Source organism: Aquipuribacter sp. SD81, from assembly GCF_037153975.1.
Taxonomy (GTDB): Bacteria; Actinomycetota; Actinomycetes; order Actinomycetales; family JBBAYJ01; genus Aquipuribacter.
This window is the reverse complement of sequence record NZ_JBBAYJ010000034.1, coordinates 1-17,530: the sequence shown is the minus strand read 5'-3', so window position 1 is coordinate 17,530 and position 17,530 is coordinate 1. Positions and strand designations below refer to the sequence as shown.

The following is a 17,530-nucleotide window of genomic DNA, read 5'->3' as shown; positions in this document are numbered from 1 at the left end:
ACCCGACCTGGAGGCCCTGATGACGCCCGTCCCCCCGGCGCCGCACCCGCGCGACGGCCGCGATCGACCCGCCGGCGAGGAGAACCCGGACGTCGTCGAGCTCGACCTGCCCGCCGACCCGGCCTACCTCGGGGTGGTCCGTACCGCGTGCGCCGGGCTCGGCGCGCGCCTGGACCTCACCCTCGACGAGATCGAGGACCTGCGCATCGCCGTCGACGAGGCGTGCACGCTGCTGCTCCCGGAGCCCGGCAGCGACGCCGGCACCGGCGCGGGAACCGGCACCGGCCAGCAGCCGGTCCCGAGGGCCCGGCACCTGCGACAGCCGGACAAGAGGCTGCGCGCGCGCTTCACCGTGGACGACGACACGCTCGCGGTCCACGTGGTCGGCCCCAACCTGCGCCTGCCGGGAGAGACGAGCTACGCGTGGGCCGTGCTCGAGGCACTGGCCGGCGACGTCGCGAGCGGCACGGCCGACGACGGCTCCTGGATCTCCCTCACCCACACCCGCGTGCGAGGTGCGTGAGGTGGCGGCGGGCGCGAGGCGGCCGGGCGCCGCCGGCATCGAGGTGGGGGTCGACGACAACGGCCGTCCCGACACGGACCCGCTGCTCGAGGAGCTGTCGGGCCTCGACGAGGCGGACCCGAGGCGTGTGCTGCTGCGCGACGCGGTGGTGACCGCGCACCTGCCGCTCGTCCACCACATCGCCCGACGCTTCGCCGGCCGCGGCGAGCCGCACGACGACCTGCTCCAGGTCGGCACCATCGGCCTCATCAAGGCCGTGGACCGCTACGAGCCGGGACGGGGCGTGCCGTTCGCCGGCTACGCCGTGCCCACCATCACCGGCGAGATCAGGCGCCACTTCCGCGACCGGGCCGGCACCGTGCGCCTGCCGCGCCGGCTGCAGGAGGTGCAGGTGACGGTGACCCAGGCGCGTGAGGCGCTCACCCACGAGCACGGCCGGACGCCCACCGTGGAGGAGGTGGCCCGGCGCGCCGGGGTCGACGCCGACACCGTGGTGGAGGTCCTCGAGAGCGCCTACACGCTGTCGACCGTGCCGCTGGACGTCGAGTCGGGGGTCGGGGACACCCTCGGCGAGGAGGACGTCGCCCTCGACGAGGTCCTCACCCGCGAGACGCTGCGTCCGGTGCTGGCGAGGCTCGCGCCGCGCGAGCGGCGGATCATCGCCCTGCGCTTCGTGCGCGGCATGTCGCAGTCGCAGATCGCCGAGGAGGTCGGCATCAGCCAGATGCACGTGTCCCGGCTGCTGGCGAAGACCCTCGCCCGCCTGCGGAGCGACATGACTCGTCAGGACGAGGCCACGGGCGACTGAGACGCCCGGAGGAGCCCCCGGCTCCGGCCGACCCGGGGGCCGGGCAGCCCGTCGGCCCGGCGGCCGAGCAGCCGGGAGCTCCTGAGGCCCGGGCCGGCTCTCAGGCCGGGTCGTCCGCGCCGACCGCGCCCCGGGTCGTCAGCCACACGCCGACGAGACCGCCCGCCGCGAGCAGCAGGACGACGGCCGTCAGGAGCGCGGCCCGGGGCGCGTCCTGCGGCGCGGCGAGGGCGGGTGAGCCGACGCTGAGGGCGACGAGACCGGCGAGCAGCTGCGTCGTCACGAGGACGCCGCGCTGCCAGGTCCGGCCGTGCCACGACGCGACGGCCACCCGGACGAGCAGGTAGGCGAGCCCGAGCGCGACCACCCCGACCGCGAGCCCGAGCGGCAGCGAGCCGCCCTGCACCCCGTCGGCCAGGGCGAGGACGCCGCCCACGGACAGTGCGGCAGCCTCGACACCGGCGACGACGGCGCACACCACCGCACCGGCCCGGGGAACACGCCTGCTGGCCTCCACGTTTGACACGGTAGCCGCAGGGGCACCCCGAGGGTCATCGGCCAGTGACCACCGGATGGCACGGTGACCGACGAGGACCTAGCGTCGGGGGTCGAGCACCGGGCCGAGCGGTCACGAGCCGAGCGGACGCCCGGGCAGCCGTACTACGTCGGCGTTACGGGCGTGTGACGTACATGGCACAACTAATTCGCACCCACCCCTTGTGAAGCCGTTCACGAGGTGGTTGCCTAATACCAGGCAGGCGCGAGGAGCACCCCGCGCCCAGGAACGAGCCGGGACCCCGGCACCGCGGTGCAGCACAGCCGCCGCGCAGGCGCACGACGCCCGCGGCGGAACCCGCACCGACGTGGAACTGCGCGCCCCCGGGCGGGCGTTGAGCGGAAGTGGAGAGAACGATGGACTGGCGTGACCGTGCAGCGTGCCTCGAGGAGGACCCGGAGCTGTTCTTCCCGATCGGGAACACGGGTCCTGCGATCCTGCAGATCGAGGAGGCCAAGGCCGTGTGCCGGCGCTGCGACGTTGTGGACACCTGCCTGAAGTGGGCGATAGAGACCGGTCAGGACAGCGGTGTGTGGGGCGGCATGAGCGAGGACGAGCGCCGCGCCCTCAAGCGCCGCGCCGCCCGGGCCCGCCGCGCAGGCTGAGGCCCTGCCCCGGCTGCGACCGGGAACGAGCGCCGCGAGAGGCGCCCACCACGAGGTGGGCGCCTCTCGTGCGTCCGGGGGGTCCGACCGCCCGCCCGCGGGCCGGCCGGACGGGCTCAGCGCAGTCGCAGGTCGAGCGTCACCCGGGTGCCGCCCTCGGGCCGCGCCTCGCGGGTGAAGCTGCCGTGCAGCTCGGTCCGCACGAGGTTGTCCACGATGCGGGTGCCGAGTCCCGGCCGGGCGTCCGGGTCCATGCCGCGGCCGTCGTCGTCGACGTGGACGACGAGCCGGTCGCCCTCCCGGTCCGCGGTCACGGACACCGTGCCCGTCACCGGCTCGTCGACCGACCCGGGCGCGAAGGCGTGCTCCGCCACGTTGCTCACGAGCTCGTTGAGCACGAGCACGAGCGGCGTCGCGTCCGCCGCCCGCACCCGGCCGAAGCTGCCGACCCGCCGCAGGCGCACGCGGGACCGCCCGTCGGCGCTCGCGAGGTCGAGGGCGTTGGCCAGGCCGCTGTCGACCACCTGGTCGAAGGGCACCGACTCGTCGACCTCGTGCGCGAGCGTGTCGTAGACCCCTGCGATGGCGGCGATGCGCCGTCCGGCCTCGCGCAGCTCCAGCCGCGCCTCCTCACTCGTCGTGCGCCTCGCCTGCATGCGCAGCAGCGCCGACACGGTCTGCAGGTTGTTCTTTACCCGGTGGTGGATCTCGCGGATCGTCTCGTCCTTGGTCATGAGCGCCCGCTCCGAACGCCGGACCTCGGTGACGTCGCGGACGAGGACGAGCGCGCCGACCCGGTCGGGGACCGCGGCCGACCCGCGCAGCAGCGGCACCGCCCGCAGAGACAGCACCGATCCGCGCATCTCGAGGTCGCACCGCCACGGCGCGCGGCCCATGACCACCAGCGGCAGGGCCTCGTCGACCGGGTCGCGCTCCTGCAGGCTCCCGGTGACGACCTCGGCGAGGCTGCGCCCGCTCACCGACACGACCCCGACGCGGCGGAAGGCCGACACCGCGTTGGGCGAGGCGTACGTCACGACGCCGTCGGCGTCCATGCGCAGCAGGCCGTCGCCCACGCGCGGGGCCCCGCGCCGCGGTCCCGTGGGGGCGGACGTGAACGGGTACGTGCCCTCGGCGAGCATGCCGAGCAGGTGGGTGCCGCTCTCGCGGTAGACGAGCTCGAGCCGCCCCGGGGTGCGGGTGGACCCAGGGTCCGTCGAGCGGACGACGACGGCGATGACGTCGGTGAGGGTGCTCGCGTGCCGGCGCCGGACCGGGAAGACGTCGACCTGCCACGGCTGCTCGTCGGCGAGGGCGACGGGGTCCTCACCGGCCCCCGCCGCCTGAGGGTCGGGCCGGCCCGCGGCGACCGCGTTGAGCCGGTCCGCGAGCCCGGGCCGGGCGACGGTCCCGACGACGTCGTCGTAGTACACGGTCGCCCACGTGCTGGGCCGGGCGTGCGCGACGGCCGACCAACCGCCGGAGCGGTCCTGCAGCCACAGCACGAGGTCGGCGAAGCAGAGGTCGCTGACGAGCTGCCAGTCCCCCACCAGCGTCCGGAGCCACTCGGCGTCGGCGTCGTCGAGGTCCGCGTGGCGGCGGACGATGTCGGTGATGGTCGTCATGCGGCACCCGCCGTCCCGGCGCGGCCGCGCGTCACCGGGCGTCCCCCGCGGTGCCGGTCTTGACGACGCTGCGCAGGGTCCGCAGTGCGACCGACAGCGGCGCGATGTCGCGTCCGGGCAGTCGCTGCACCTCGTCGAGGGTGACGCGGGCGCGGTCCAGCGCCGTGCTGTTCGCCGACTCCCACTGCTGCACCCGGTCGGCGGCCGCCCCGTCCCCCGTCGTCCGCACGACGACGGTCGTCAGCTCCTCCAGCGCGGAGTACAGGTCGTAGCGCAGCGCCGCGCGGGCCAGCGCCTGCCAGCGGTCGTCGCGCGGGAGCTGGGTGATGCGGGTGAGCACCCCGTCGACCGCGTAGCGCTCCGACAGCGCGAAGTAGACGTGCAGCACGTCCTCGGCCGGCACGTCCTCCCGGAGCGCGATCTCGGACACGTCGAGGAGGCAGAACTCCTCGAGGAAGCCCGCGGCGCGCACGGCGAGGTCCTCCGGCACCCCCGCCTCGACCTTCTCGTCGGCGCGGACCCGCAGCTCGGAGCGCTCCTGCCCCTGCACCGCGTCGAGGAAGAGCGGGCGCAGCCGGTCCACGACGGGGCCGGTCCGGGCGACCTCGGCCTCGACGTCCAGCGGGTCCGGCCGGTTCTGCAGCAGCCAGCGGCAGGCCCGGTCCAGCAGGCGCCGGAAGTCGAGCAGCAGCTCCAGGCGCACGGGGGCCGGCAGGTCGGCGCAGCGCCGCAGGACCTCCTCGTGCCACGCCGCCTGGCCGAAGACCTCCCGCGCGACGGCCCACGACCGCACCGCCCGGTCCGGCAGCGTGTTGAGCTCCTCCCCGAGCCGGAACACGAAGGTCGTCCCGGACGTGTTGAGGATCGCGTTGGCGAGGGCGGTCGCGACGATCTCGCGACGCAGGGGGTGGGCGACGACCTGGCGCGGGTAGGCCTCCCGCAGCCGCTCGGGGAAGTAGCGCTCGAGGTAGTGCTCCGACCACAGCTCGTCCGGGATGCCGGAGTCGAGCAGCTGGTCGGTGAGGGTGAGCTTGGCGTAGGCGGACACGACGGCGAGCTCCGGCGAGACGAGACCGCGTCGCTGCTCGGCCCGCTCGTCCAGCGTCTCCTCGTCGGGCAGGAACTCCAGCCCGCGGTCGAGCGCGCCGGCGGCCTCCAGCTGGTGCAGCAGGCGACGGTGCACCGGCAGCATCTCGGGCGCCTGGTGCCGGGCGGCGCCGAGCTGCACGTTGCTGTCGACGTTGTGCTGGAGCACGCGCGCGGCGACGTCGTCGGTCATGTCCGACAGCAGCCGGTCGCGCTGCTTGTCGGTGAGCTCGCCCTCGGCGACCACGCGGTCGAGCAGGATCTTGATGTTGACCTCGTGGTCGCTCGTGTCCACGCCTGCGGAGTTGTCGATCGCGTCGGTGTTGAGGTGCACGCCGGCCAGCGCCGCCTCGACCCGTCCGCGCTGCGTGAGCCCGAGGTTGCCGCCCTCGCCGACCACGCGGCAGCGCAGGTCGCGCCCGTCCACCCGCAGGCCGTCGTTCGCCTTGTCGCCGACCTCGGCGTGGCTCTCGTCGGAGGCCTTGACGTACGTGCCGATGCCGCCGTTCCACAGCAGGTCGACCGGCGCGGTGAGCGCGGCGCGGATGATCTCCGTGGGCGTCACGGTGGTCTGCTGGGCGGGCATGCCGAGGGCGGCCGCGGCGCGCGCCGACAGCGTCACCGCCTTGGCGGCCCGCGGGAACACGCCGCCCCCCTCGCTGATGACCGACGTGTCGTAGTCGCCCCACGACGAGCGCGGCAGCTCGAACAGCCGGCGCCGCTCCCGCCAGGACGCCTCGGGGTCGGGGTCGGGGTCCACGAACACGTGCCGGTGGTCGAAGGCGGCGACCAGCCGCACGGCACGGGACAGGAGCAGCCCGTTGCCGAAGACGTCGCCGGACATGTCGCCGACGCCCACGGCCGTGAACGGGTCCGTGTCGACGTCGCAGCCGAGCTCGTCGAAGTGCCAGCGCACGCTCTCCCAGGCACCGCGAGCCGTGATGCCCATCGCCTTGTGGTCGTAGCCCTTGGAGCCGCCGGAGGCGAAGGCGTCGCCGAGCCAGAACCCGCGCTCCAGGCTGATGGCGTTGGCGACGTCGGAGAAGGCCGCCGTGCCCTTGTCCGCGGCCACGACGAGGTACGTGTCGTCGTCGTCGTGGCGCACGACGCGGCCGGGCGGCACCACGGGAGCGGGGTCCGTGCCCGCGGCCAGGTCGCGGTCGTCGGTGACGTCGAGCAGCGCCCGGATGAAGCGGCGGTAGCACTCCTTGCCGGCCTCGTACCACGCCTCGCGGTCGCGGGCCGGGTCGGGCAGCCGCTTGCCGACGAAGCCGCCCTTGGCGCCGGTCGGCACGATGACGACGTTCTTCACCTGCTGCGCCTTGACGAGCCCGAGGATCTCCGTGCGGAAGTCCTCGAGCCGGTCCGACCACCGCAGACCACCGCGCGCGACGGAGCCGAAGCGCAGGTGCACCCCCTCGACCTCGGGCCCGCACACCCAGATCTCGTGCGCCGGTCGCGGGTCGGGCAGGTCCGGGACGAGCCGCGGGTCGAGCTTGACCGCGACGGTCGGCTTGGGCGCTCCGTCGGCCTCCCGCTGGTAGAAGCTCGTGCGCTGCGTGGCGGTGACGGTCGCGAGAAGGGCGCGCAGGATGCGGTCGTGGGTCAGGTTGTCGACGTCCTCCAGCGCCTGCTCGACCGCGCTCGCGGCGCGCTCGGCGGCGCCGAGGCGCGCGGCCGAGGGGCGGTTGCCGTCGGCCTGGGCGAAGCGGTCCGGCTCGAACCGGGTCTCGAACACCGCGACGAGCAGACGGGCCACCTCGGGGCTCGTCGCGAGCACCCCGGCGATGTAGTCCTCGGAGAAGGTCGTGCCGGTCTGGCGCAGGTAGCGCGCGTAGGTCCGCAGGACCACGACCTGCCGCCACGTCAGCCCCGCGCGCAGCACGAGCCGGTCGAAGCGGTCGGACTCGCTCGCGCCGGTCCACGACGAGACGAACGCGTCGGTGAAGCGGCGCGCCAGCCGGGCCGGGTCCGTCGTCGTCCCGGGCTCGGTCGCGACCGACGGCAGGCGCAGGCCGAAGTCGTACACCCAGTGGTCGACGGGCCCGCCGGGACGCTCCCCGCCCCCGCCCACCGCCGGGGTCGCCCCGGAGCCGTCGCCCTCGCCGTCGGTCCCGCGCAGGTGGTACGGCCGCTGGTCGACGACCTCCACGCCGAGGTGGTCGAAGAAGGGCAGCACCTCCGACAGCCCGAGCGGGCTGCGGCGGTATATCTTCAGCCGCGACCGGCCCGGGGGCGAGCCGAGCGGGGTGTAGAGCAGCAGGTCGAGGTCGGGCGCGGCGGCGCGACCGGCCTCCAGCCGCTCGAGGCGGACGAGGTCGCCGACCGCGGCCCGGGCCGGCACGTCCTCCTTGTAGCCCTCCGGCAGCGTGCCGGACCAGCGCCGCGCCATCCGCACGGCCTCGGCCTCGCCCAGCTCCGCCCGCAGGCCGTCGGCGAGGTCCTCCTCCCACGTGCGGGTCGCGGCCACCAGCCGCTGCTCGACCGCGGGGAGGTCGACCTGGCGCGCCTCGTCGCCGGAGGCGCCGTCCGGCGTCTGCCGCGAGGCGAGCCGCACGACGAAGTGCAGCCGGGCCAGCACCGACTCCGACACCCGCGCGCTGTGCTCGATGGCCGTGCCGCCGAAGGCCTCGAGCAGGATGTCCTGCATGACGAGCCGCACCTCGGTCGTGTAGCGGTCGCGCGGCAGGTAGACGAGGCAGGAGACGTACCGGCCGAAGTCGTCGTGCCGCACGAATAGGCGGGTGCGGCGCCGCTCCTGCAGCTGCAGCACACCCAGGCCGATCCGCTCCAGCGTCTCGACGTCGGAGGCGAACAGCTCGTCGCGCGGGTACGTCTCCATGATCGTCAGCAGGTCCTTGCCGGAGTGGCTGCGCGGACCGAAGCCGGAGCGCTCGAGCACCGCGGCCACCTTGCGGTCCACGACCGGCACGGACCCCACCGACTGCGTGTACGCCGCCGAGGACAGCAGACCCAGGAAGCGCTGCTCCCCCACGACCTCGCCGGCCTCGTCGTAGACCTTGACGCCGACGTAGTCGAGGTAGGTCGAGCGGTGGACCGTCGCCCGGGAGTTCGCCTTGGTGAGCACGAGGACGTCGTGGCGCCGGGCGTGGGAGGTGACGGAGGCGCTCAGGGGGTTGACGGTCGGGCGCTCGTCGCCGTGGCGCATGATGCCGAGCCCCGTGCCGGGGACCGACTCGAGCACGGCGGTGTCGTCGGTGTCGCCGGGACGCAGCCGGTACTCGCGGTAGCCGAGGAACGTGAAGTGCTCGTCGGCGAGCCAGCGCAGCAGGCGGGCGGCCTCGGCGGCGTCGTCGGGGTCGAGGGCGCCGTCCGGCAGCCGGGCCGGCAGGTCGGCGACCTCCTCGGCGAGCGCGCCCGCGCGGTCCCGCATCGCCGGCCAGTCCTCGACCGCGGCCCGCACGTCGGCGAGGACCCGCCGCAGGTCCTCGGCGAGCGCGTCGTCGGCCGAGGGGTCACCGGACCCCGCGGTACCGGTGTCGGAGGTCGTGCGGTCGACCTCGACGAGGATCCACGACTCGACGAGCACGCCGGGGCGCTGGTCGTCCGCGACCGCCTCGCCGTGGGTGACGGCCAGCACCTCCTCGAGCCGGCCGTCGGCGTCGCGGCGCACGACGACCTGCGGGTGGACGACGAGGTGGATGCCCCGCCCGCGGCGCGACAGCTCGTTGGTGACGGAGTCGACGAGGAACGGCATGTCGTCGGTGACGACCTGCACGACCGTGTGGGGCGACGTCCAGCCGTCGGTGTCCACCTGCGGCGACCACACCCGGACGAGGTGGTGGCCGGGCCGGCGCTCCTCGGCGAGGGCGCGGTGGGCGAGGACCGCACCGCACACGTCACCGGGGTCCCGGTGCAGGAGGTCGACGTCGGCCACGTCGGCGAAGTAGCCCGTCAGCAGCAGCCGCTCGTCGTTTCCGCACCCTCGCTGCGCCGCGAGGGTCCCGGCCCGGTCGATGAGGGACGATCTGTCGTCGACCATGCGCCCGACCGTAGTCCTGCCCCCGGGGCCGCCCAACCGGAGCCGTGCGCCCGAGCGGTCGGTCACGGCCGGTCGCACGCTCGTCACGCGAGCGGCTGACCGGCGGGCCCCGCTGCCGTACCGTCACCGCCGTGGACATGACGACGACGCTGCGTTGGCCCGCCTCCCCCGACGACGTCGTGGCAGCACGCCTCGACGAGGACTTCCTCGCCGAGGTCTGCCGCCGCACCGGGGCGCTGGAGCACTCCGTCGCGGTCGACGGCCTGCGCACGGTCGTCACGCGCGTCATGCCCACCGACCGGTTCCCCGACTTCGCCCGCCGGCTCACCGGTGAGCGGCTCAGCCTCACGGAGACCACGACGTGGGCGCCGGACGCGCAGCCGGACGGCGCGCGGACCGGCGTCATCGAGCTCGAGGTCGCGGGCGCGCCCGTCCGCGCGCGCTTCACGACCGCCGTCCGCCCCGCCGGGGGCGGCGCCGAGGAGCACGTGCAGGGCGAGGTGACGGCCAAGGTGCCGCTGGTCGGTGGAAGGGTCGAGAAGGCCGTCGTCCCGGGCATCGAGGCCGCCCTGGCGGCCCAGGTCGACACCTACGAGGCCTGGCGTGGTCGCGGCTGAGGAGACGGCAGGCGCGGCGCCGTCCGGCCGGCTGGACGACGCGGCGCTGCGCGCCGTCGACGCGCGCGCCCGCTCGCTGCTGGGCGAGGACCCCCTCGCCGCCGACGCCCTGCTCACCGGGACCCTCGACCGCCTCGAGCGCGCTGTCGGCGACGGGCGGGACGAGGCGGGCGTCGGTGAGGACGTCGACCTCGGGCACTGGCGTGCGCAGCTGCTCTACGCCCGCGCGGCGCAGCGGCACTACCGCAACGAGCCGAAGGCGCTCGCGGACCTGCAGCTGGCCGCCGAGCTCCTCGACCCCCGGCGCAGCCCGCTGCTCGCGGCGCTCGTGCTCAACGGCCGGGCGATCTGGGAGGGCTTCGAGGGGCGCGTCGAGGCGCAGGTCGCGACCCTCACCGAGGCCCTCGACGTCGTCCACACCGCCGAGGGCGAGCGCGCGGTCGCGGTGGGTGCGGCCGTGCGCATCAACCTCGCCGAGGTCCTCGCCGACCTCGGCGACAGCGAGCGGGCCCTCGACCTGCTCGTGGCCGCGATGCCGGACTCGGTGCGCCTCGGGGACCCCGAGCAGATCGAGCAGGTGCACTCCACCGCCGTGCGGGTGGCCGGGCTGTGGCTGGTCCGCCCCGACGGGGTCGAGCGCGCGCCGGTGGAGCGGCAGGCGCGGCTGCGCGCCGACGTCGAGGCGTGGACGCGGGCGGCCGGCGAGGCCGGTGAGGTCGCGGCGGCCCGCGACCCCGTCCTGTGCAACCGTCGGCACTCCACGTACGCCACGGCCCGAGCCGCGCACCTGCGGGGCGAGCGCGAGGAGGCGCTGCGGCTCGCGCAGGAGGCCGTCCGGCTCACGGCCGAGCGCGGCGAGCCCGACCACCTCGTGCGGTGCCGCGCCCTCGCCGGGGAGCTGCTCGTCGAGGCGGGCCGGCACGAGGAGGCCCTGGAGCAGCTCGAGCAGGTGGTGGCGGGCGAGGGCGTCGTGACGACGGCCTTCCAGCTGACCGCCTGGTACCTGGTCGCGGACTGCCTGGAGGCGCTCGGCCGCTACCGCGAGGCGATGAGCGCGCTGCAGGAGTACGTGCGCCACAGCGGCACCTCGCGCGACGTGCGGCTGCGGAACACCGCCTCGATGGCGGCGGTGACGCTGCTGCGGGAGCGGGCCGAGGCCGAGCGTGACTCGGCCCGCCTCGACAGCCAGGAGGCGCGCCGTCTCGCCCGCCTCGACCCGCTCACGCAGGTCGGCAACCGCCTGGCCTTCGAGGACGCGCTCGCGGTGCTCGCCGCCGGCGGGGCCCCGACGTGCCTGGCCCTGCTCGACCTCGACCACTTCAAGGTGGTCAACGACGTCCACGGGCACCTCGTGGGCGACGAGGTGCTGCGGGCGGTGGCCGCCGAGGTGAGCGACGCGCTCGCCCGCTCCGACCCCGACGCCCGCCTGTTCCGGATCGGCGGGGAGGAGTTCGCCGCGGTCCTCACCCACCACGGCGACGGCGACGGCACCGCGGAGCAGCAGGCCGTGGCCCGCGCGGTGGCGGTCGTGGAGGACGCGCGCCGCCACGTCGCCGCCCTCGAGCTGCGCACGGGCGGGGGGACCATCACCCTCACGCTGTCGGCGGGGGTGGCGGTCGGCGTGGTCGGTGCCGTGGGGGACACCTCGCACCGGGCGCTGCTGAGCCACGCCGACCAGAACCTCTACCGCGCGAAGCGGCGCGGGCGCGACCGCGTCGTCGCCGACTGAGCGCCGGCCGGGAGCCGACGACCGGTCCGCGCCTCAGCCCATGTGCGGGTAGGTGTGGTCGGTGGGGGCCACGAAGGTCTCCTTGAGGGTCCTCGGGGACACCCACCGCAGCAGGTTGTGGACCGCGCCCGCCTTGTCGTTGGTCCCCGACGCGCGGCCGCCGCCGAACGGCTGCTGGCCCACGACGGCCCCGGTGGGCTTGTCGTTGACGTAGAAGTTGCCGGCGGCGAAGCGCAGGGTGGCCGTCGCCTCGGCGACGGCGTAGCGGTCCCGGGCGAAGACGGCGCCCGTCAGCGCGTACGGCGCCACACGCTCCATCTGCTCGAGCATCGAGCGCCAGCCGTCGGGGCGGGCGTCGTCCCACACGTGCACGGCGAGGACGGGTCCGAAGTACTCGGTGCGGAAGACCTCGTCGGCGGGGTCGGCGACCTCCACGACGGTCGGGCGCACGAACCAGCCCTCGCTGCGGTCGTGCGTGCCGCCGGCGAGGACGTCGATGCCCGGCTCGGCGTGGGCCCGGTCGATCGCGGCCGCGTTGCGCGCGAACGAGCGCTCGTCGATGACGGCGCCACCGAAGCTCGACAGGTCGTCGACCCGGCCGTAGGTGAGGGACTCCGTCGTGGCGACGAGCGCGTCGCGCACGCCGGCACGCCACAGCGACGCCGGCACGTAGGCCCGCGAGGCGGCGGAGCACTTCTGGCCCTGGTACTCGAAGGCCCCGCGCACCAGCGCGGTGACGAGGGCGTCGGGGTCGGCGCTGGGGTGCGCGACGACGAAGTCCTTGCCGCCGGTCTCCCCGACCAGGCGCGGGTAGGCGTGGTAGCCGGAGATGTTCTCGGCCACGCCGCGCCACAGGTGCTGGAACGTGGCGGTGGACCCCGTGAAGTGGATGCCCGCGAGGTCGGGGGCGGCGAGCATGACGTCGCTGACGGCGAGCCCGTCGCCCGGGAGCAGGTTGACGACGCCGTCCGGCAGCCCGGCCTCGCGCAGCAGCCGCATGGTGAGGACGGCGGCGAGGGTCTGCGTCGGTGAGGGCTTCCACACCACGACGTTGCCCAGCAGCGCGGGCGCGGTCGGCAGGTTGCCGGCGATCGCCGTGAAGTTGAACGGGGTGATCGCGTAGACGACGCCCTCGAGGGGACGGTGGTCGGTGCGGTTCCACACCCCGTTGGAGTGCCTCGGCGGCTGCTCCGCGAGCAGCTGCCGGGCGTAGTGCACGTTGAAGCGCCAGAAGTCCGCGAGCTCGCACGCGGAGTCGATCTCGGCCTGCTGCGCGGACTTCGACTGCCCGAGCATCGTGGCCGCGTTCATGCGCGCCCGCCACGGGCCGCTCAGCAGGTCCGCGGCGCGCAGCAGCACGGCCGCCCGCTCGTCGAAGGGCAGGCGCCGCCACTGCGGCGCGGCCTCCCGCGCGGCGGCCAGGGCCAGCTCCGCGTCGGCGTGGGTCGCGCCGCGTCCGCGCGCGAGGACGTGGGCGTGGGCGTCGGGACGCCGGACCTCGAGCTCCTCGCCGGAGGCGGCCCGGACCTCGCCGCCGACCGTCATGGGCAGCTCGGCGACCTCGCCGAGCACCGAGCGGAGCGCCTCCTCCAGCGTCGCGCGCTCGGGGCTGCCCGGGGCGTACCCGAGCACGGGCTCGTTGTGCGGCGGCGGGGGGCTCGTGACCGCGTCGAAGCCGCCGCCCGGGCCGGCTGCCGGGGCCGAGGACGTCGCGGAGGTCTGCGCGGTGCTCGTCATGTCCCGCACGCTAACGGCCCCGCACCGGCCTGCCCACCAGGGTGCGCCGGCCGCGGCTCCACGAGCGCGCGCGGTCCGCCGCGACTTCGTCGGCGGACGGGCTGCCCGGCGGCGGGGCGGCGGCCATACTCGGCACGTGCCGGTCACGCCGAACCGGTGGGAGCGCCCGGCCGGGCGGCGGAGGGAGGTCGTGGTGCGGGCCGAGCAGCAGCGCGGTGCCACCGCGGACGGCGCCCCCGACGGGCCCGCGCCGGGCACCGACCCGCTCGCCGACGTCGCGGCGCTCGTGGACCGCGACCCCGTGGCGGCGTGCGAGCTGCTGGACGAGCGCATAGCGCACCTCGACGGGTCCGCGGCCGCCGCGGCCGACGGCCTGGCCCCGCGGCTGCTCGTGCTGCGCGCCCGCGCGCGGCACTTCCGCCGCGACCTGCGCGCCCACGACGACACCGCGCGCGCCCTGGAGCTCGTCGACGGCGACGCCGACCCGCTCACGGCGGCGCAGGCCCTCAACATGCACGCGATCTCCTCCGGCTACCTCGGCGACCTGCACGCACAGCTGCGGCACCTCGACCGGGGCCTCGAGGCGCTGCTGCGGGCGTCCGGGCAGGAGGCGGTGCGGCTGCGCTCGGTGATGCGGCACAACCTCGCCGTCGCGCTCTACGACCTCGGCGACGCCCGCGGCGCCCTCGGGCTGCTGGAGGACGCTCGCCGCGAGGCGCGTTCCCTCGGCCACCCGCGGCAGCAGGAGTGGGTGCTCATGAGCTCGGTCGCCGCCGCGTCGTTCCTGCTGCGCGGCTACGAGGGCCAGCCGCCGGCGTCCGGCGAGGAGCGCGACGACCTGCTCGCCCTCGTCGACGCGTGGACCGACGAGGCGGTCACCGCCGCCGACGCCGCCGTGGAGGTCGGCGAGGGCCTGGCGAACCGCCGGGGCGCCTCGTGGTGCCTCGCGCGCCGCGCGCAGCTGCACGGCGACCTCGACGCCGCGCTGCGGCACGCCCGTGACGCCGTCCAGCTCGTCGGCACCCTCGGCGAGGTCGACGTGCTCGCGCGGTCGCGGGCCCTGCTGGCGGAGGTGCTGCTCGAGCGCGGCGAGCTCGACGAGGCGGAGCGGATCCTGCTGGACGCGACCGCGGCCACCGACCGGCTCGGCTCGGTGACGAGCGTCATGGTGTGGCACATGCTGGCCACGTGCCGCGAGCGGCGGGGCGACCTCGTCGGCGCCCTCGCCGCCATGCGCCGCTACGTGACGGCCGTGACCGCCTCGCGCGACATGCAGGTGCACAGCACCGCCGCCGTCAACGCCGCCCGCCTGCGACGCGAGGAGGTCGAGCGCGAGCGCGACACGTGGCGCCGCACCTCGGAGAGCGAGCGTCGGGCCGCGCGCGTCGACGCCCTCACCGGCATAGAGAACCGGCGTGCGTTCACCGACGCCATGGCCGACCACGCCCGGGCCGGGACACGGCTCGCGCTGGCCATCGTCGACCTCGACCACTTCAAGCGCGTCAACGACCGCTACGGGCACGTGACCGGCGACGAGGTCCTCGTGCGCGTGGGGCGGGCGATGGTGACCGCCCTGCTCGGGGTGCCCGGGGCCGGGCTGTACCGGGTGGGCGGGGAGGAGTTCGTCGTGACGTTCCCGGTGTCCGACCTGGCCGACACCGAGGTCGCCGCGGTCGTCGAGCAGGTGCGGCGCGCTGCCTCGACGGTCGAGTGGGACGACGTGCCGGCCGTGACCGAGGAGCGCGCCCCGCTCGTCGTGACGGCCTCGGCCGGTGTGACGGTCGGTGTGCCGCGGGAGGCGGCGTCCCCGGCCGGCGAGCTCCTCAGCGCCGCCGACCGGCACCTGTACGAGGCCAAGGACGGCGGCCGGGACCGGCTCGTCGGGCCCTGAGCGGAGACGCCGTCACGCGCCGCCCGGGCTCACAGGGCGTAGGAGTGGTTGCCGACGAAGAGGTAGTTGACGCCGAAGAAGTTGAACAGCAGGCACGCGAAGCCGAGGACGGCGATCCACGCGCTGCGGGTGCCGGCCCACCCGGCCGTCGAGCGCGCGTGGAGGTACGCGGCGTAGACGACCCAGATGACGAAGGACCACACCTCCTTGGGGTCCCAGCCCCAGTAGCGGCCCCACGCCTCGGCGGCCCAGATGGCGCCGCCGACGACCGTGAAGGTCCACAGCACGAACCCGACGGCGTGCAGCCGGAACGACACCTGCTCCAGGCGGTCCGCGCTGGGGACGTGCTGCAGGAAGCGCCCGGGCGCCGCCCCCGCGGTCAGGGCGGCCTCCTGGCGGTGCTGCGCGAGCTGCACGACCGCGAGGCTGAAGCCGATGGTGAACAGCGCGGACGCGACGAAGGCGATCGACACGTGCACGACGAGCCACGAGCTCTGCAGCGCCGGGGACAGGGCGCTGGCGTTCGTGTAGAAGAACGACGTCGCGACCATGAGCGTGAGCAGGACCGGCACGACGACGAACGTGCCGAGCCAGCGCCACCCGCCGGTGCGCAGCAGCACGAGGTACACGAGGCTGACCGCGAGGGAGCCGGTGAGGGCGAACTCGTAGGCGTCGCTCCACGGCACCCGGGACACCGCGAGCCCGCGGGTGAGGACGGCCGCGGCGTGCAGGACGGTCGCGAGGACGAACAGGCTCGTGCCGATGCCACCCGCCCGGCTGCCGCCGGGCGCCGGAGCGCCCGGGGTGGGGCCCGCAGCGCCGGCAGCGCCCGCGCCGGCGGCGTCCGCGACGTCGGGTGCGCCGGCGGACGGACCGACGGCGCCCGCCGCCACCGGCTGCCGGGCGTCGCGGCCCCGGACGGTGACGACGCGCCGCGAGCCCGCGAGGTCGACGGCGTAGGCGACGAGGGAGCCCGCGTACACCGCCATCGCGGAGTACGTGAGCGCGTCGCTCGTGCCCGCCATCGCCTCGTCGACCACGCCCGCCGTGCCCAGCAGCGCCGGCAGTCCCACGAGCCCGTGTCCCAGCACGTGCGTCACCTGCTCTCCTCCTCGGCCGGGCCGACCAGCGACGCGAGGACGCGGTCCACGTGCTCCTGCTGCCCGGTGTCGCGGCCGCGCGACAGCGCGGCCACCTGCACCACGGTACGCGGGCCGCGCTCCTCGTCCCGCGCCGGTTCCGCGCCCCCGGCGTCATCCGCCGGCACGAGACGCACCCACACGCGCCGGCGCGGGAGCGTCAGGCTCGCGACGAGCCCGAGCACCGCCAGCACCGCGGAGACGAGCGCGAGCGGCCCGGACGGGTCGGCGCGCAGCTGGAACGCGGCGAAGCGGGGCAGGTCGCCGAACGTGACCGACCCGCCGCCGGGCAGGTACACGGTGTCGCCGGGGGCGAGCACGAGGACGAGCGGCGCGCCGTCGGCGTCCTCCAGCTGCGTCATCCGGTCGCTGTCCAGCTCGTAGACGGACTGGGGCGTCCCGTCGCCGAGCCCGATGTCGCCGCTCCACGCCGTCAGCACGAGCCGCGGCTCGCGCGCGTCGGGGAACAGCGAGCGCAGCTGCTCGGTGGGCTCGGCCGGGGCGGTGGGCAGCAGGTAGCCGCTGAGGGCGAGGTCGTCACCACCGGGCACGGGCGCCTTGACGACGCCCTCGGAGGTGTACGTCGCGTCCAGCGGCAGGAACGGCACGGGCCCGGACCACCGGACCTCCCCGTCACCGTCCCGGACCTCGAGGTCGGGCGCGTAGCCGTTGCCGGTGAGGAACAGCCGCGTGCCGGCCACCTCGAGCGGGGCGTTGACCGCCACCGAGCCCTCGCGCTCCGCGGCGCCGGGCGCCTCCCGGGTCGTGACCTCGGCCTCGAAGTCGCGAGGGGCGCCGAGCTCGCTGAGCTGCCGCTCCTCGAAGGCGACCCGCAGCCCGTCGAGCCGGACCGTGAACGGGGGCAGCGAGGCGGCGTCGAAGCGCGCGCCGGGCTGCACGGAGTCGTAGGCCGGGAGCACGTTGCTGAAGGTCTCGCCCTCGACCACGAGCGCCTCGCCGCGGTAGGAGTACAGCGAGCCGGTCGCGAGCGCGAGGAGCACCCCGAGCAGGCTGAGGTGGAACAGCAGGTTGCCCGTCTCCCGCAGCCGGCCCGTGTCGGCGGCGAGGGAGCGCGCGCCGTCGCCCTCGTCGCGCTCGTCGAGCACGTGCCCGAGCCGGCCGCGGCCGAGGTCGCGGCCGAGCACGGCGCGCGCGCGGGCCGCGAGCTCCGGCACGCCCGCGGCGACGGTCGCGCTCGCGTGGGCCGGCAC

The 17,530-nt window shown here is 75.7% G+C and carries 12 protein-coding genes; 6 read left to right on the top strand and 6 right to left on the bottom strand.

Translation table 11 applies throughout. The features are described from left to right. Positions 1-19 precede the first annotated feature (19 nt). Both WAA21_RS16450 and WAA21_RS16445 read left to right on the top strand, forming a co-directional pair. Complete coding sequence (locus tag WAA21_RS16450) at positions 20-523, top strand: anti-sigma regulatory factor (protein ID WP_336923926.1); 504 nt, start codon at positions 20-22, stop codon at positions 521-523. Position 524: 1 nt separating this feature from the next. Next, positions 525-1,331, top strand: a complete 807-nt coding sequence (locus WAA21_RS16445; protein ID WP_336923925.1) for a SigB/SigF/SigG family RNA polymerase sigma factor — start codon at positions 525-527, stop codon at positions 1,329-1,331. A gap of 100 nt (positions 1,332-1,431) precedes the next feature. Here WAA21_RS16445 and WAA21_RS16440 read toward each other — a convergent pair whose 3' ends face one another. Next, entirely contained in the window at positions 1,432-1,848 is a 417-nt protein-coding gene (locus WAA21_RS16440; RefSeq protein WP_336923924.1) for a hypothetical protein, read from the bottom strand. A 395-nt stretch (positions 1,849-2,243) separates the two neighbouring features. Between WAA21_RS16440 and WAA21_RS16435 the strand changes: the two genes are divergently transcribed. After that, positions 2,244-2,492 carry a WhiB family transcriptional regulator gene (locus WAA21_RS16435; RefSeq protein ID WP_336923923.1) on the top strand — a complete coding sequence of 83 codons (249 nt, stop codon included), beginning with the start codon at positions 2,244-2,246 and terminating at the stop codon, positions 2,490-2,492. A 116-nt stretch (positions 2,493-2,608) separates the two neighbouring features. Here the strand turns inward: WAA21_RS16435 and WAA21_RS16430 are convergent, their stop codons facing one another. Next, the gene (locus WAA21_RS16430) at positions 2,609-4,117 is read right to left on the bottom strand and encodes a sensor histidine kinase (RefSeq protein WP_336923922.1); all 1,509 of its coding nucleotides are present in this window, start codon (positions 4,115-4,117) and stop codon (positions 2,609-2,611) included. A gap of 31 nt (positions 4,118-4,148) precedes the next feature. Next, complete coding sequence (locus WAA21_RS16425; RefSeq protein ID WP_336923921.1) at positions 4,149-9,206, bottom strand: NAD-glutamate dehydrogenase; 5,058 nt, start codon at positions 9,204-9,206, stop codon at positions 4,149-4,151. A gap of 137 nt (positions 9,207-9,343) precedes the next feature. Between WAA21_RS16425 and WAA21_RS16420 the strand changes: the two genes are divergently transcribed. Continuing rightward, complete coding sequence (locus WAA21_RS16420; RefSeq protein ID WP_336923936.1) at positions 9,344-9,823, top strand: DUF2505 domain-containing protein; 480 nt, start codon at positions 9,344-9,346, stop codon at positions 9,821-9,823. Beyond that, positions 9,810-11,552 carry a tetratricopeptide repeat-containing diguanylate cyclase gene (locus tag WAA21_RS16415; RefSeq protein WP_336923920.1) on the top strand — a complete coding sequence of 581 codons (1,743 nt, stop codon included), beginning with the start codon at positions 9,810-9,812 and terminating at the stop codon, positions 11,550-11,552. The genes WAA21_RS16420 and WAA21_RS16415 overlap by 14 nt, the downstream gene beginning before the upstream one ends. A 33-nt stretch (positions 11,553-11,585) precedes the next feature. Here WAA21_RS16415 and pruA read toward each other — a convergent pair whose 3' ends face one another. Next, positions 11,586-13,289: an L-glutamate gamma-semialdehyde dehydrogenase gene (gene pruA / locus WAA21_RS16410; protein ID WP_336923919.1), complete on the bottom strand. Its 1,704-nt coding sequence runs from the start codon at positions 13,287-13,289 to the stop codon at positions 11,586-11,588. Positions 13,290-13,425: 136 nt separating this feature from the next. Between pruA and WAA21_RS16405 the strand changes: the two genes are divergently transcribed. Beyond that, complete coding sequence (locus WAA21_RS16405) at positions 13,426-15,180, top strand: GGDEF domain-containing protein (protein WP_336923918.1); 1,755 nt, start codon at positions 13,426-13,428, stop codon at positions 15,178-15,180. Positions 15,181-15,209: 29 nt separating this feature from the next. Here the strand turns inward: WAA21_RS16405 and ccsB are convergent, their stop codons facing one another. Continuing rightward, positions 15,210-16,280, bottom strand: coding sequence for a c-type cytochrome biogenesis protein CcsB (gene ccsB / locus WAA21_RS16400; RefSeq protein ID WP_336923917.1), 1,071 nt, complete (start codon positions 16,278-16,280; stop codon positions 15,210-15,212). Further along, positions 16,277-17,530: cytochrome c biogenesis protein ResB (gene resB, locus WAA21_RS16395; protein WP_336923916.1), on the bottom strand; the 1,254-nt coding region annotated here is incomplete at its 5' end. The genes resB and ccsB, both read right to left, overlap by 4 nt.

Bases quoted from the DNA above. Each gene is read 5' to 3' on its own strand.
- WAA21_RS16450 (WP_336923926.1), top strand. From the start codon at position 20: ATGACGCCCGTCCCCCCGGCGCCGCACCCGCGCGACGGCCGCGATCGA.
- WAA21_RS16435 (WP_336923923.1), top strand. From the start codon at position 2,244: ATGGACTGGCGTGACCGTGCAGCGTGCCTCGAGGAGGACCCGGAGCTG.
- WAA21_RS16430 (WP_336923922.1), bottom strand. From the start codon at position 4,117: ATGACGACCATCACCGACATCGTCCGCCGCCACGCGGACCTCGACGAC.
- WAA21_RS16425 (WP_336923921.1), bottom strand. From the start codon at position 9,206: ATGGTCGACGACAGATCGTCCCTCATCGACCGGGCCGGGACCCTCGCG.
- WAA21_RS16420 (WP_336923936.1), top strand. From the start codon at position 9,344: ATGACGACGACGCTGCGTTGGCCCGCCTCCCCCGACGACGTCGTGGCA.
- pruA (WP_336923919.1), bottom strand. From the start codon at position 13,289: ATGACGAGCACCGCGCAGACCTCCGCGACGTCCTCGGCCCCGGCAGCC.